General features: G+C 65.5%; 15 protein-coding genes and 1 pseudogene (1 of these 16 running past the window's edge). 7 read left to right on the plus strand and 9 right to left on the minus strand.

The annotated features are described in order from the left end of the window. Positions 1 to 930, plus strand: a pseudogene (locus tag ACFE99_RS12080) (DUF4192 domain-containing protein) (it extends 123 nt beyond the left edge of the window). A gap of 2 nt (positions 931 to 932) precedes the next feature. Here the strand turns inward: ACFE99_RS12080 and ideR are convergent. The 3 genes from ideR to ACFE99_RS12095 all read right to left on the minus strand — a co-directional run bounded on the left by ideR (position 933) and on the right by ACFE99_RS12095 (position 3,282). After that, positions 933 to 1,625: an iron-dependent transcriptional regulator IdeR gene (gene ideR / locus ACFE99_RS12085; RefSeq protein WP_375485528.1), complete on the minus strand. Its 693-nt coding sequence runs from the start codon at positions 1,623 to 1,625 to the stop codon at positions 933 to 935. A 126-nt stretch (positions 1,626 to 1,751) separates the two neighbouring features. Continuing rightward, on the minus strand, positions 1,752 to 2,741 hold the full coding sequence (gene sigB / locus ACFE99_RS12090) for a sigma-70 family RNA polymerase sigma factor SigB (protein WP_375485531.1): 990 nt from the start codon (positions 2,739 to 2,741) through the stop codon (positions 1,752 to 1,754). 118 nt (positions 2,742 to 2,859) lie between these two features. Beyond that, positions 2,860 to 3,282 carry a DUF3099 domain-containing protein gene (locus tag ACFE99_RS12095; RefSeq protein ID WP_375485533.1) on the minus strand — a complete coding sequence of 141 codons (423 nt, stop codon included), beginning with the start codon at positions 3,280 to 3,282 and terminating at the stop codon, positions 2,860 to 2,862. 57 nt (positions 3,283 to 3,339) lie between these two features. Between ACFE99_RS12095 and ACFE99_RS12100 the strand changes: the two genes are divergently transcribed. Further along, entirely contained in the window at positions 3,340 to 3,579 is a 240-nt protein-coding gene (locus ACFE99_RS12100; RefSeq protein ID WP_375485535.1) for a DUF3039 domain-containing protein, read from the plus strand. A 13-nt stretch (positions 3,580 to 3,592) separates the two neighbouring features. On the opposite strand, the gene ACFE99_RS12105 is transcribed toward ACFE99_RS12100, so the two are convergent. Beyond that, a complete protein-coding gene (locus tag ACFE99_RS12105; protein ID WP_375485537.1) occupies positions 3,593 to 3,790 on the minus strand; it encodes a hypothetical protein in 198 nt (65 codons plus the stop codon). Positions 3,791 to 3,917: 127 nt separating this feature from the next. On the opposite strand from ACFE99_RS12105, the gene ACFE99_RS12110 reads away from it, so the two are divergent. Continuing rightward, the gene (locus ACFE99_RS12110) at positions 3,918 to 4,283 is read left to right on the plus strand and encodes a DUF952 domain-containing protein (RefSeq protein ID WP_375485539.1); all 366 of its coding nucleotides are present in this window, start codon (positions 3,918 to 3,920) and stop codon (positions 4,281 to 4,283) included. Here ACFE99_RS12110 and ACFE99_RS12115 read toward each other — a convergent pair. The 3 genes from ACFE99_RS12115 to ppgK all read right to left on the minus strand — a co-directional run bounded on the left by ACFE99_RS12115 (position 4,232) and on the right by ppgK (position 8,064). Further along, complete coding sequence (locus ACFE99_RS12115; protein ID WP_375485541.1) at positions 4,232 to 4,645, minus strand: RidA family protein; 414 nt, start codon at positions 4,643 to 4,645, stop codon at positions 4,232 to 4,234. The genes ACFE99_RS12110 and ACFE99_RS12115 overlap by 52 nt on opposite strands. Before the next feature lie 888 nt (positions 4,646 to 5,533). Continuing rightward, positions 5,534 to 7,090: an RNA polymerase sigma factor gene (locus tag ACFE99_RS12120; protein ID WP_375485543.1), complete on the minus strand. Its 1,557-nt coding sequence runs from the start codon at positions 7,088 to 7,090 to the stop codon at positions 5,534 to 5,536. A 164-nt stretch (positions 7,091 to 7,254) separates the two neighbouring features. Beyond that, positions 7,255 to 8,064, minus strand: a complete 810-nt coding sequence (gene ppgK / locus ACFE99_RS12125) for a polyphosphate--glucose phosphotransferase (protein WP_375485545.1) — start codon at positions 8,062 to 8,064, stop codon at positions 7,255 to 7,257. Between the two features lie 237 nt (positions 8,065 to 8,301). Between ppgK and ACFE99_RS12130 the strand changes: the two genes are divergently transcribed. Beyond that, positions 8,302 to 9,171, plus strand: a complete 870-nt coding sequence (locus ACFE99_RS12130) for an inositol monophosphatase family protein (protein ID WP_375485547.1) — start codon at positions 8,302 to 8,304, stop codon at positions 9,169 to 9,171. Positions 9,172 to 9,230: 59 nt separating this feature from the next. Here the strand turns inward: ACFE99_RS12130 and cei are convergent, their stop codons facing one another. Then, positions 9,231 to 9,881, minus strand: coding sequence for an envelope integrity protein Cei (cei, locus tag ACFE99_RS12135; protein WP_375485549.1), 651 nt, complete (start codon positions 9,879 to 9,881; stop codon positions 9,231 to 9,233). 162 nt (positions 9,882 to 10,043) lie between these two features. On the opposite strand from cei, the gene ACFE99_RS12140 reads away from it, so the two are divergent. Beyond that, positions 10,044 to 10,346 carry a DUF4193 domain-containing protein gene (locus ACFE99_RS12140; RefSeq protein WP_067115263.1) on the plus strand — a complete coding sequence of 101 codons (303 nt, stop codon included), beginning with the start codon at positions 10,044 to 10,046 and terminating at the stop codon, positions 10,344 to 10,346. 12 nt (positions 10,347 to 10,358) lie between these two features. Here the strand turns inward: ACFE99_RS12140 and ACFE99_RS12145 are convergent, their stop codons facing one another. Continuing rightward, on the minus strand, positions 10,359 to 10,835 hold the full coding sequence (locus ACFE99_RS12145) for a DUF3093 domain-containing protein (protein ID WP_375485552.1): 477 nt from the start codon (positions 10,833 to 10,835) through the stop codon (positions 10,359 to 10,361). Between the two features lie 25 nt (positions 10,836 to 10,860). On the opposite strand from ACFE99_RS12145, the gene dut reads away from it, so the two are divergent. Together dut and ACFE99_RS12155 are read left to right on the plus strand one after the other, a co-directional pair. After that, positions 10,861 to 11,325, plus strand: coding sequence for a dUTP diphosphatase (dut, locus tag ACFE99_RS12150; protein WP_375485554.1), 465 nt, complete (start codon positions 10,861 to 10,863; stop codon positions 11,323 to 11,325). Positions 11,326 to 11,380: 55 nt separating this feature from the next. Continuing rightward, the coding region (locus ACFE99_RS12155; protein WP_375485556.1) for a DUF3710 domain-containing protein at positions 11,381 to 12,057 on the plus strand (677 nt) is incomplete at its 3' end.

Raw genomic sequence — 12,057 nt, forward strand, 5'->3', positions numbered from 1 at the left:
GCGGTGATGCGGGTGGATCTTTCCGCCGAGCTGACCGGGCGGGTCGGGCATCTCGCCGAGGTCGCCGCCGCCGCGGAGCCCGAGGCCGCGATTGCGGTGATCATCGACGCCGACGGTGCGCGCTGCCCGGTGTGCGCCGAGCAGTACCGCCAGCTGTGCACGGCGCTCACCGAGGCGTTGTCGCAACACGAAATTGTGTTGTGGGCGGCGCATGTGGTGGATCGAGTGGCGACCGGCGGGCGCTGGCACTGCGCCGACGGTTGCGGTTCCGGCGGTGTGATCGACGATCCATCAGCCTCGCCGCTGGCGGTCGCGGCGGTGCTGGACGGGCGGCGGCTCTACGCGCGGCGCGCCGATCTGCAGGCCGTGATCGCGGTCGACGACACGGCGGGCAGCGCTGAGCTGGCCGCCGCGATCGCCGGAGTGGCGGCGGCACGCGACGAGGCATATCGCATCGACCCCGATGCAACAGGGCGCCACGACGTCGAGGATTTGATGGCCGCCGCTGCTCGTGTTGCCGACGACCAACCGCTCTGTACGGCCGAGCTGGCGAGACTGGCCTGCGCGCTGACCGATGTCCAGGTCCGCGACACGATGTATGCCCTTGCCGTCGGCGTCAACGCCGGAGAGGCCGAGTCCTTGTGGACGGTGCTGTCGCGCCAACTGCCCGAGCCGTGGCGGGTCGAGGCGCTGGTGCTGCTGGCGTTCAGCGCCTACGCCCGCGGCGACGGGCCGCTGGCCGGAGTGTCGCTGGACGCGGCGCTGCGCTGTGAGCCTGGGCACCGGATGGCGGGCATGCTGGACCGGGCGCTGCAGTCGGGCCTGCGGCCCGAGCGGATCCGAGAACTAGGGCTTACCGGTTATCGACTGGCGAAACGGCTCGGGGTGCAGCTACCGCCGCGGCGGGCATTCGGTCAGCGCGCGGTATAGGGCTAGACCTTTTCCACCTTGACGGCATGGGCCATCTCGTGCGGCAGGGTCACATTCTCGTGGCCCGGTATCACGATGGTCACCCCGCCGGACGGGTTGGTCTCGACGGTCACCCGCGCATTCGGCACGACACCGGCGTCCTTGAGCCGGGTGATCAGGTCAATGTCGCCCTGGACGTGTTCGGTGAGCTGGCGGACGACCACGGCCACCGGTGAGCCCGACGGCAGCTCTGTCAGCCGCACCAGGTTGGCGTCTTCGGAGCCGAAACCCGGTCCCACGCCCAGATCCTTCAGCCCGGGAATCGGATTGCCGAACGGGGAGGTGGTCGGGTTGTTGAGCACCTGCACGAGCCGGCGCTCGACGTCCTCGCTCATCACGTGCTCCCACCGGCAGGCCTCGGCGTGCACTTCTTCCCACGGCAAGCCGATCACATCGACCAGCAGCCGCTCAGCGAGCCGGTGCTTGCGCATCACCGCGATCGCCAGCGCCCGGCCCTTGTCGGTGAGCTCCAGGTGGCGGTCTCCGGCCACCCGCAGCAGTCCATCGCGCTCCATCCGTGACACGGTCTGGCTGACGGTGGGACCGCTCTGCTCGAGCCGCTCGGCGATGCGTGCGCGCAGCGGCGTCACGCCCTCTTCCTCGAGGTCGTAGATCGTCCGCAGGTACATCTCGGTGGTGTCAACCAGCTCGTTCATTCCGCACCCTCCATCGCCGCCGAGTCTACTTGCCTAGCTGCGAGAATGGTTCACTAACACTCCAGGGCAGCGCGGCGCCCGCCGTGGTGTGCGGCGGGCGCCGCTCGCTCGTGTCCGCTGGTGGCGTTAACTGGCGTAGGAACGCAGCCGGTCGGCGCGCTCGCCGTGGCGCAGCTTGGCCATGACTTCCCGCTCGATCTGCCGAACCCGCTCACGCGACAAACCGAACAGCTTGCCGATTTGATCCAGGGTGCGCGGCTGGCCGTCGTCGAGGCCGAACCGCAGCCGGATTACCTGATGCTCACGCTCGTCGAGCGTGGCCAGCACACTGCGGATGTCGGTGTGCAGCAGCTCGGCGATCACCGCGTTCTCCGCGGACATCGCCTCAGCGTCCTCGATGAAATCGCCAAGGGGAGCTTCCTCGTCCGAGCCGACCGGCATGTCAAGGCTCACCGGGTCACGGCTGTGCTCCAGCAGGTCGTTGATCTTGTCGATCGGAATACCGGATTCCGCGGCAAGTTCATGGTCGGTGGCCTCGCGGCCCAGGTTCTGGTGCATCTCCCGCTTGATTCGCGCCAGCTTGTTGACCTGCTCGACCAGATGGACCGGCAGCCGGATCGTGCGACTCTGGTCGGCCATACCCCGCGTGATGGCTTGGCGGATCCACCACGTGGCATACGTGGAGAACTTGAATCCTTTTGTGTAATCGAACTTCTCCATTGCGCGGATCAGGCCGAGATTGCCCTCCTGAATGAGGTCAAGCAGCGGCATACCCCGTCCGGTGTAGCGCTTTGCCAGCGACACCACCAGCCGCAAGTTGGCTTCCAGCAGATGCCGCCGCGCTGCCTCACCGTCGCGGACCACCATCGCCAGTTCCCGTTTGCGGTTCTCCCCGAGGCGCTTCCGGGCTTCCAGCAGATACTGGGCATAGAGCCCCGCCTCGATGCGCTTGGCCAGCTCGACCTCGTCGGCGGCATTGAGCAACGCGGTCTTGCCGATGCCGTTCAGATACACGCGCACCAGGTCGGCGGCTGGGCTCTGAGCGTCCAGATCGCTGTCAACCCGGCTTGTGGTGGCATTTGCCATAGCGCCCTCCCGATCGGCTTGAACTGTCATGTGGTCCAACGACCAACCCGCTCGATGAGTTCCCACCGGGCGGCTATCTCACACCCGTTGACGTGCGCGAATGTGCCGACGACCTGAGAATGTCCTGAGAACTGTGGCGGGTGGCCGGTTATGCGGAACCGTCACCCGCCGAGGGCGGCGAGTCCGGTTGCGGTGGCGCCGGTCTGTGCTGTTCGAGTGCTGGCCGTTCGGCGGTCGGGAACAGTGGCGTGCGGCGCGGGACGTTGTCGAAGCGCCGGGGTTCGTCGGCGCGACGCGGCGGCCGGTCGTTGGCGATCAACACCGCCATCCACGGCAAGGGCACCGAGGCGGCCACGATCAGAAGTGAGATCAGCCCGTTGTGCCAGGCGCCATAGGCGAGTGCCGCCAGCACCAGCGCCGGTACCCGGAAGGCCATCAGGGTCAGGTACTTACGCACCCGCTCGCGATGCTGCACCTCATATGAGGGTGCGGCGGCGGTGATGAGGACTGGGCGACCGTCGTCGTCGAAACCCAGCTCCGAGCCGCGCTTCATTTCTCCACTGTCCCACAATTGGTCGACGTCGGCTCAAACAGTTTTACGGCCCGGGTCTGCGGCACAATATGGGCTATGCAGACCGAGACGATCGAGCGCACCGATACCGAAGAACAGGTCGACGACGGGACCGGCAGCGACACCCCCAAGTACTTCCACTACGTCAAAAAAGACAAGATCGCCGAAAGTGCGGTGATGGGCACACATGTCGTCGCCCTGTGCGGCGAGGTGTTTCCGGTAACGCGGTCGGCGAAACCGGGTTCCCCGGTCTGCCCGGAGTGCAAGCGAATTTACGAGAGGCTCAAAAAGGACTGACGCGCTCGGTTGCTTAGGCGTCCAGCGGCGCTGCGTTGGCTTCTAGCACCGCGGACAACTCGATCAGCTTGGCCTCGTGCTTGTTGGCGTGATGCTGGCAGAAGAGAAGCTCAGCGCCGGACGGCAGCGTGGCACGCACACGGGCGGCCGCGCCGCACCGATCGCACCGATCAGCCCGGGTGAGTTCGGGACTGGTCAATGTGGCGTTCATGGCTTCTCCGTTCCTGACGTGTCTCCACTGTCTCAGACGTTTCGGCTTTAGGCCTTTGTTCCCCTGGGGGTACCCGGTGTGTCGTTTCTCACGCGCGCTCGGTTACGTCTACGGGCACCCTGGTGGTGTGACGTCCGTCTCCCGCGTCCTCACCCACCTGTGCTCGGCGCGGGCGTGGTCGTGCGCACGGGCCTGCGGGCAGGTTCGCCCGGAGTCGCTGAGGAGCGCCGGGCTCGTCCATTTGTCGACGCCGCAGCAGGTTCACCTGCCGGCCAACCGGCTCTATCGCGGACGTCAGGATCTGGTGTTGCTGCATATCGATCCGGCCCGGCTCGACTCACCGGTGCGCTGGGAACCGGGCGAACCAACGGATCCGGAGTCGATGTTGTTCCCGCACCTGTACGGTCCGCTGCCGGTCACCGCTGTGACCAAGGTCACCGCCTACCGGCCCGGACCGGACGGCACCTTTCCGCCGGTCGCAGAACCGACATAGGCGTCGGCTTCTATCTCCACCAGCAAGCCCGGGGCGATAAGCGCCGAGACTTCGACCATGGTGGCGGCGGGCCGGATCTGACCGAAAACCTCGGCGTGCACCGCGGCGACCTCGCGCCATCGTGAAATGTCGGTCACGTAGATGCGGGTGCGCACGACCTCGGACAACGCCGCGCCGGCCTCGCCGAGAGCAATCGCGATGCGGCGCAAAGCATCTCGGGTCTGAGCGCAGATGTCATCGACTGGTCCGGCGCCGGTCGTGCCGGCGACGGCGACGTATGGGCCCACCCGCACCGCTCGGGAATAGCCGACGGCTGCTTCGAAATCCGAGCCGGACGACACCAAAACGCGGCTGTCTGACATGCGGTCACGTTAAGTCGGCGTGGTCGTCGACGCAGCCGAATTATCATCCGGCGCCCGGATGGTCGCGGCCGTAGTCCCGCTGAGGCCCGGTTTGCGCGGGTGCATGATGAGAGGCATGCCACCAAAGCCGACTATGTACCGTTGACGTCTCGAAATTCACCGCCGAATAGCGTAGCGAGATCAGAAGGTTTATCGCCGATCTAGGCAACCCGAATGTTTTTATAGTGGGAGATTACGGAAGTGGCGGGTGACATTTTCTTCTCCAACATCACTGGTCTAGTTCCGGTGGTGCGGTGGAGTATGTCATAAGGTGTTTCTGGCGAATCGGGTGCCCGACCCGTCAACAAGGAACAGCCTTATCGAGATGGCCGATGCGGGTGTAAACCTTTTGGATCTCAGCGATCCAACACGCGCGGAGCTCGTCGATCCCATCGCTGACGAACTGCCGTCCCGTGTCGCGGGCTTGTAAGACACACAATTGCGTCGGAGGTATTCGAAGAGCTATATCGGTTCATCCCGTGAGCAGCAGGACTATAACCGAAATCCGACTAGAGAAACCTACTTCACGGTTGGTCCCAACCCTGCGAAAAATTTCCACCTGAAGACTCTTATGCAATCTGTTCTTTCGCATCTAACAAGGTGGACTACGTTCGTATTGACGCCTCGGAGTACACCCCGGAGCAACGCGCAATGGTCCGCGATTACGTCGCCGAAGTTGCCAATCCGCGAGTGCTCATTGTGGGCGACGAACGATAGGAGCGCGGTGGCGCTCGCGCGGAGGTGATCTGCCGGGGGAGCCAGCCTCGTGATCCGATGCCGATGCAGGCAACTTCAACGCTCCCACACAATCGGTGATCTTGATTAGCCTGCGATACGTGTCGAGGCGCGTCAGTCCAGGTAGTCCCGCAACACTTGCGAACGGCTGGGGTGGCGCAGCTTCGACATCGTCTTCGACTCGATTTGGCGGATGCGCTCGCGGGTGACGCCGTAGACCTGGCCGATCTCGTCAAGGGTGCGCGGTTGGCCGTCGGTGAGCCCGAAGCGCAGCCGTACCACGCCGGCTTCGCGTTCGGAGAGCGTCTCCAACACCGACTGCAGCTGGTCCTGCAGCAGAGTGAACGACACGGCGTCGACGGCCACCACGGCTTCACTGTCTTCGATGAAATCGCCGAGCTGGCTGTCACCCTCGTCACCGATGGTCTGATCCAACGAGATCGGCTCACGGGCATACTGCTGGATCTCCAGCACCTTCTCCGGCGTGATGTCCATCTCCTTGGCCAGCTCCTCAGGCGTGGGCTCCCGGCCCAGGTCCTGCAGCAGCTCGCGTTGGATGCGGCCGAGCTTGTTGATCACCTCGACCATGTGCACCGGTATTCGGATGGTGCGCGCCTGGTCTGCCATGGCCCGCGTGATGGCCTGCCGGATCCACCATGTCGCATACGTGGAGAACTTGTAGCCCTTGGTGTAGTCGAACTTCTCGACCGCACGGATCAAACCCAGGTTGCCTTCCTGGATTAGGTCCAAAAACGCCATCCCGCGACCGGTGTAGCGCTTGGCCAGTGACACCACCAGACGCAGATTTGCTTCCAGCAGATGGTTTTTCGCACGGTCGCCGTCGCGGCAGATCCACATCATGTCGCGGCGCTGGGCGGCCGGCAGCTTCTCGCCGCGCTCGGCCATTTCGGCCAGCAGCTGGCTGGCGTACAAGCCGGCCTCGATCCGCTTGGCCAGCTCGACCTCTTCCTCCGCGTTGAGCAGCGCGACCTTGCCAATCTGCTTGAGGTAGGCGCGAACGGAGTCCGCCGATGCGGTGAGTTCGGCGTCTTTGCGCGCCTGGCGCAACGCCTCGGACTCGTCTTCGTCCCATACGAAATCGCCTGAGGCCTTGTCCTTTTCGCTCGGCTCAGTGATCTGTTCGTCGTCCTCGACGGTGTCTTCGACGGCTATGGTGGGCGCGGCGGCGTCGACGTCGACGGTGTCGGCTTGCTCGAGGTCGGCAACCTCGCTTTCGGGCGCTACCTCCTCGAGGTCATCGAGACTCAGGTCGGCGGGGTCGATATCGATGTCGTCCGGTTCGATATCGGCGTCCGGCTCACCACCGAGATCCGCCTCGGCGTCGACGTCCTCGACTAGGGCGTCGGCAACCACCTCGACATCCTTTGGCGCCGCGGCCTTCTTTGGGCGGCTCCGCGACGGCTTGGCGGCGGCACTTTTGGCCGGGGCGTGGTCCTTCTTCGTGGTCTCGGCACGTTTGGCGCTAGTGGCCTTCGCGGCCTGTGAAGTGGTCTTGCTTGCGCGAGGGGCGCTCTTGGTGGCCCGCTTGGAAGAGGCGGACCCGTTGGTGGACTTTTCGGCGGGTCGCTTTGCCCCGGCCTTGGCGGGGGCCTTGGTGGCGGAGCGTTTCACCGGCTCATCGGTTGACGGGCTTGCTTTGGTCGCTGCCACGTACACCCCTTCGGTCGGACTCACTTCCGGTGCGCTTGGGCGTGCTTGACCGAAAGTTTCGGTTATGTCGAATGTCGGCGTGGATACTCGCCGCTATCGGTTGGGCGGCCGCCGGTGACCATTGTAACGACAGCATGGGTAGAACCCGGCTGAGCGGGCAAATTTCAATGTGTCACGTCTGTGGTAGCCGCCATTGCCGCGCCGACAATGCCGGCACTGTTTTGTAAAGCCGCCGGCACCACCGGGGTCCGGTTTGTGAGCAGCGGCACCCATTTGTCGGCTTTACGGCTAATGCCGCCGCCGACGATGAACAGATCGGGCCACATCGCGTTCTCGATCGCGACCAGCACCTTCGTCACGTGGCGCGTCCACTTCTCATAACTCCAGCCGCGCCTTTCTTTGACCGAAGACGCCGCCCGGTGCTCGGCTTCCTTGCCGCCCACCTCCAGGTGGCCGAACTCGGTATTGGGTAGCAACTTCCCGTTGTGGATGACCGCCGACCCGATCCCCGTCCCGAAGGTCAGCAGCACGACGACGCCGGATTGGTCTTTGCCGGCCCCATACCGCTCTTCGGCCAGCCCTGCGGCGTCGGCGTCGTTGACCACGACGACTTCTTGACCGGCAAGTTCGGCGCTGATGACATCGCGAGCGCTGATGCCGATCCACGACTTGTCAACGTTGGCGGCGGTTTGCACGACACCTTCGGTGACGACGCCGGGATAGGTCACCCCGAGCGGACCGGTCCAACCGAACTCGTTGACAACCGCGGCGATGGTCTTGGCGACGGCCGCCGGAGTGGCCGGTTGTGTGGTCGGCAGCTTGAACCTGTCGCCGACGAGCTGCCCGGTGGTCAGGTCGGCGATGCCGCCCTTGATGCCGCTGCCGCCGACGTCGACGCCGAACCCGCGTAGCGGCGGCGTGATGCCGGCCGCATCGGTACCGATTGCGTCCGTGCTCGGCTCGGTGCTGCTCATCGGATCTCCTCGACGAGGGGTGGCTGCCCACACCTTAGCCCGACGACGATGCAGGTCGGGACGACCTGAGGAGGAGTCGGGCAATCCGAGCGCAGCCCGACGACGATGCAGGTCGGGACGACCTGAGGAGGAGCCGGGCAATCCGAGCGCAGCCCGACGACAACGCGGGCCTGGGTAGAACTGCTGGTCTGGCGGCGCGTGACTACCCGCTTTCGGCCCCTGTGATGCGATAGACCGGTGACGACAGCTGACAACCAGCCAGCGCACCTGCGTTCGGTGGCCGAAACGTTGGCCGCGGAGGCCGCTGCTTTCGTGCGGCGTCGCCGTGCCGAGGTGTTCGGCATCGACGCTCGCGATGCCGACGCGGCGGTGCGGACCAAGAGCACCCCCACGGATCCGGTGACCATCGTGGACACCGATACCGAGCGGCTACTGCGGGACCGCTTGGCGCAGCTGCGTTCCGGCGACCCGATTCTGGGGGAGGAGGGCGGTGGGCCCACCGATGCGACCCGCACCGACGGCGCTGTCACCTGGGTGCTCGATCCGATCGACGGCACAGTGAATTTCGTCTACGGGATCCCCGCTTACGCGGTGTCGGTTGCGGCCCAGGTCGGCGGTGTCTCCGTGGCCGGTGCCGTCGCCGATGTCGCAGCCGGCCGGGTGTACTCGGCCGGAGCCGGGCTCGGGGCACACGTCAGCGACGAGAACGGGACACGGCCGTTACGCTGCGCCGCCGTCGAGGATTTGTCGATGGCGTTGCTCGGCACCGGATTCGGGTACTCCAGGCAGCGCCGCGCTGCCCAGGCCGCGCTGCTGGCCCGGCTGCTGCCGGTGGTCCGTGATGTGCGCCGCATCGGTTCGGCGGCGCTGGACCTGTGCATGGTGGCCGCTGGCCGGCTGGATGCCTACTACGAGCACGGTTTGCACCTGTGGGATTGCGCGGCCGGGGCATTGATCGCCGCCGAGGCTGGCGCCTGGGTGCTGCTGCCTGCACGCGACGGGCCGGGCGGCACTGCCGGCCTGGTGGTGGCTGCCGCGCCGGGAATCGCTGACCAACTGCTGGCCGCGCTCGAGCAGTTCGACGGCCTGCGGCCAATGCGTGACTAAGGCCTAATTGCCCGACTCCTCAGCAGCAGGCCGTTCGTATCGTCGTCGGGCGGGCCCGGTCAGCAGCTGTTGGAGTGGATCTTCGACACCAGAGCCGGATCGGACTCCTCGGTGGCATCCGGGCGCAGACTGGCCAGCACGGTCTCAATGTCGTCACTGTGCGCCAGCGTGCTGAAGTCAGTGCCAAGGGCGAGGTCGACGGAGTCGTCGGCGCGGTCATCGCGGAACAATTCGGCGCAAGGGGCCACCAGCCACACGGCGGCCGCCGAGCCTTGGCCGGCTTCACCGAAACGGATCTGGCCCTGGCAGTTCAGCCTGGTGTTGGCGTAGATGGGGTCATTGGCAGCGCTCGGTTGCGCAAAGCCCAAGTCGCGCAAGGCGTCGGCGACATCGGCGGCCTGACCGCCGCGTCCGCTGGCGTTGAGCACGTGGACCTTGGTTTCGGCGAGTTTGGCGGGGGTGACGTTCACCATCGTGCTTCGCGGCACTTGTTCGCCCAGGTGTGGCGGCTCGCCATTGGGCTCTGGCGGGGGCGGGTTACAGACTGCGGTCTCGTGCAGGTCGGTCGAGCGGGTCAGCGCCATTGTCCACACCACTCCGGTTATCAGAAGCAGCACCAGCAAAAGAGCAACAGCCGGCCGGGGATTGCGTCGCCGAAAGGGCCGGCCGTGCTTGTCGAAAGCGGTGCCTTCTGTGATTTGCGCGACCACGTACGCACTCTAAACGCAATGTTTAAAACGGCACACGGAGGGCAAATGTGGTGTGTGATGTAAATCACACTTGAAGGAACCCAGATACGGGCACGAATCGTTTGGTGGATGCGTTCGACGCTGGTACAAAGCGTTGCTTGCAAGGTAACGAGGGGATGCAAGATGCCTACCGACTATGACGCCCCGCGGCGCACCGAGACCGATGACGTTTCGGAGGATTCGCTAGAGGAGCTCAAAGCACGGCGGAACGAAGCCGCGTCGGCCGTGGTCGACGTCGACGAATCGGAAACCGCTGAATCCTTCGAACTGCCCGGCGCCGACTTGTCCGGCGAAGAGCTGTCCGTTCGTGTCATTCCCAAGCAGGCTGACGAGTTCACCTGCTCGAGCTGCTTTTTGGTCCAACACCGCAGCCGGCTCGCCAGCGAGAAAAACGGCGTGATGATCTGTACCGACTGCGCGGCCTGACCGGCCTGCGAGTCAGCTGCGCAATGCCGACAGCACCCGGTCTGGGTGACGGCAGCTCACCAGCCAATACGGCGTCGGATCGTCGGGGTCATCGAGAACGACCAGCACCATCGGCCCGATCCAGCCGCGGTGCAACACGTATGCCGCGGGATCCAGCTGGCGCCCGAGCGCCGCGGACTTCGCCGAACGCGGGACCTCTGCCGAGCGGGCTATCACGGTGATCGGCAAATGCGCTTGGCCGGCCCATAATTCGACGCCATCGTCGCCGACAGTAATCTGGATTTCGAAGCGCCCCAACCACAGCAGCGCCGCGGCGGCGACCACGAGCAACACGACGAAGGGCAACCATTCCGGCAGGTCAGGAATGCCGAGATTGACTTCGAATGCGATCAGCGCGGCCAGCCCGAAACCCAGCGGCCACCACCACCACGGCACCCAGAGTCGCTCGCGATACCGCACGCTTTGTGGCGCGACGCGCGTTCCGGACACGCGGCCAAGGGTAGTCTGTGGCCCCGTGTCGACCAGTCTGGCGGTTGTCCGCTTGGACCGCGGACTCCCATTGCCCAACCGCGCCCACGACGGTGATGCCGGGGTAGATCTCTACAGCGCCGAAGACGTAGAGCTGGCGCCGGGTCAGCGTGCGCTGGTGCGCACCGGCATCGCGGTTGCCATCCCGTACGGAATGGTCGGCTTGGTGCATCCACGCTCGGGTTTGGCTGCGCGCGTTGGACTTTCGATTGTCAACAGTCCGGGCACCATCGACGCCGGCTACCGCGGGGAGATCAAGGTGGCGCTGATCAACCTTGACCCGGTCACGCCAATCGTCGTGCATCGCGGCGACCGCATCGCTCAGCTGCTGGTACAACAGGTCGAGCTGGTCGAGGTGGTTGAGGTTTCGTCGTTCGACGAGGCCGGATTGGCCGAGACATCCCGGGGCGACGGCGGCCACGGTTCCTCCGGCGGACATGCGAGTTTGTGACCTCGCGCGGCGACGATGCAGAGCGAAGCGATGAGGAGGAGGAGCGGCGCGGGCTATGGCATTCGGTAGACGCAAATACAAAGGCGCCCAAGACGACACCACGCCGGAACCGGAGGCGGCAACCACCCCGGCGAAAAGCGAGGCTGCCGTCGAGTCGGAGCCATCCGAAGATCTGGACGGCCCTTTCGACATCGAGGATTTCGACGACCCGGCCGCCGCCGAGCTGGCCCGCTTGGACCTCGGCTCAGTGCTGATACCGATGCCCGACGCAGGCCAGGTGCAGGTCGAGGTCTCTGAGGCCGGCATTCCGAGCGCGATATGGGTCGTCACACCCAACGGCCGCTACACCATTGCCGCCTATGCGGCGCCGAAGACGGGCGGTTTGTGGCGCGAGGTGGCCGCCGAGCTCGCCGAGTCGCTGCGCAAAGACTCGGTCAACGTCAGCATTCAAGACGGCCCGTGGGGCCGTGAAGTGGTCGGTGTCGCGACCGGTGCGGTGCGGTTCATCGGGGTCGACGGTTACCGCTGGATGATCCGCTGTGTGGTCAACGGTTCGCACGAGACCATCGACGCGCTCACCCAGGAAGCACGAGAAGCATTGGCAGACACCGTGATTCGCCGCGGCGATACGCCGCTGCCGGTCAGGACGCCGTTGCCGGTCCAGCTGCCCGAGCCGATGGCGGCGCAGCTGCGTGAGGCCGCTGCCGCCCAGCAGGCCGCGGCGCAACAACC

This window comes from uncultured Mycobacterium sp. (assembly GCF_964249325.1).
Classification (GTDB): Bacteria; Actinomycetota; Actinomycetes; order Mycobacteriales; family Mycobacteriaceae; genus Mycobacterium.

Coding starts and splice junctions, on each gene's coding strand:
- ideR (WP_375485528.1), bottom strand. CDS start 1,625: ATGAACGAGCTGGTTGACACCACCGAGATGTACCTGCGGACGATCTAC.
- sigB (WP_375485531.1), bottom strand. CDS start 2,741: ATGACAGTTCAAGCCGATCGGGAGGGCGCTATGGCAAATGCCACCACA.
- ACFE99_RS12100 (WP_375485535.1), top strand. CDS start 3,340: ATGCAGACCGAGACGATCGAGCGCACCGATACCGAAGAACAGGTCGAC.
- ACFE99_RS12105 (WP_375485537.1), bottom strand. CDS start 3,790: ATGAACGCCACATTGACCAGTCCCGAACTCACCCGGGCTGATCGGTGC.
- ACFE99_RS12115 (WP_375485541.1), bottom strand. CDS start 4,645: ATGTCAGACAGCCGCGTTTTGGTGTCGTCCGGCTCGGATTTCGAAGCA.
- ppgK (WP_375485545.1), bottom strand. CDS start 8,064: ATGAGCAGCACCGAGCCGAGCACGGACGCAATCGGTACCGATGCGGCC.
- ACFE99_RS12140 (WP_067115263.1), top strand. CDS start 10,044: ATGCCTACCGACTATGACGCCCCGCGGCGCACCGAGACCGATGACGTT.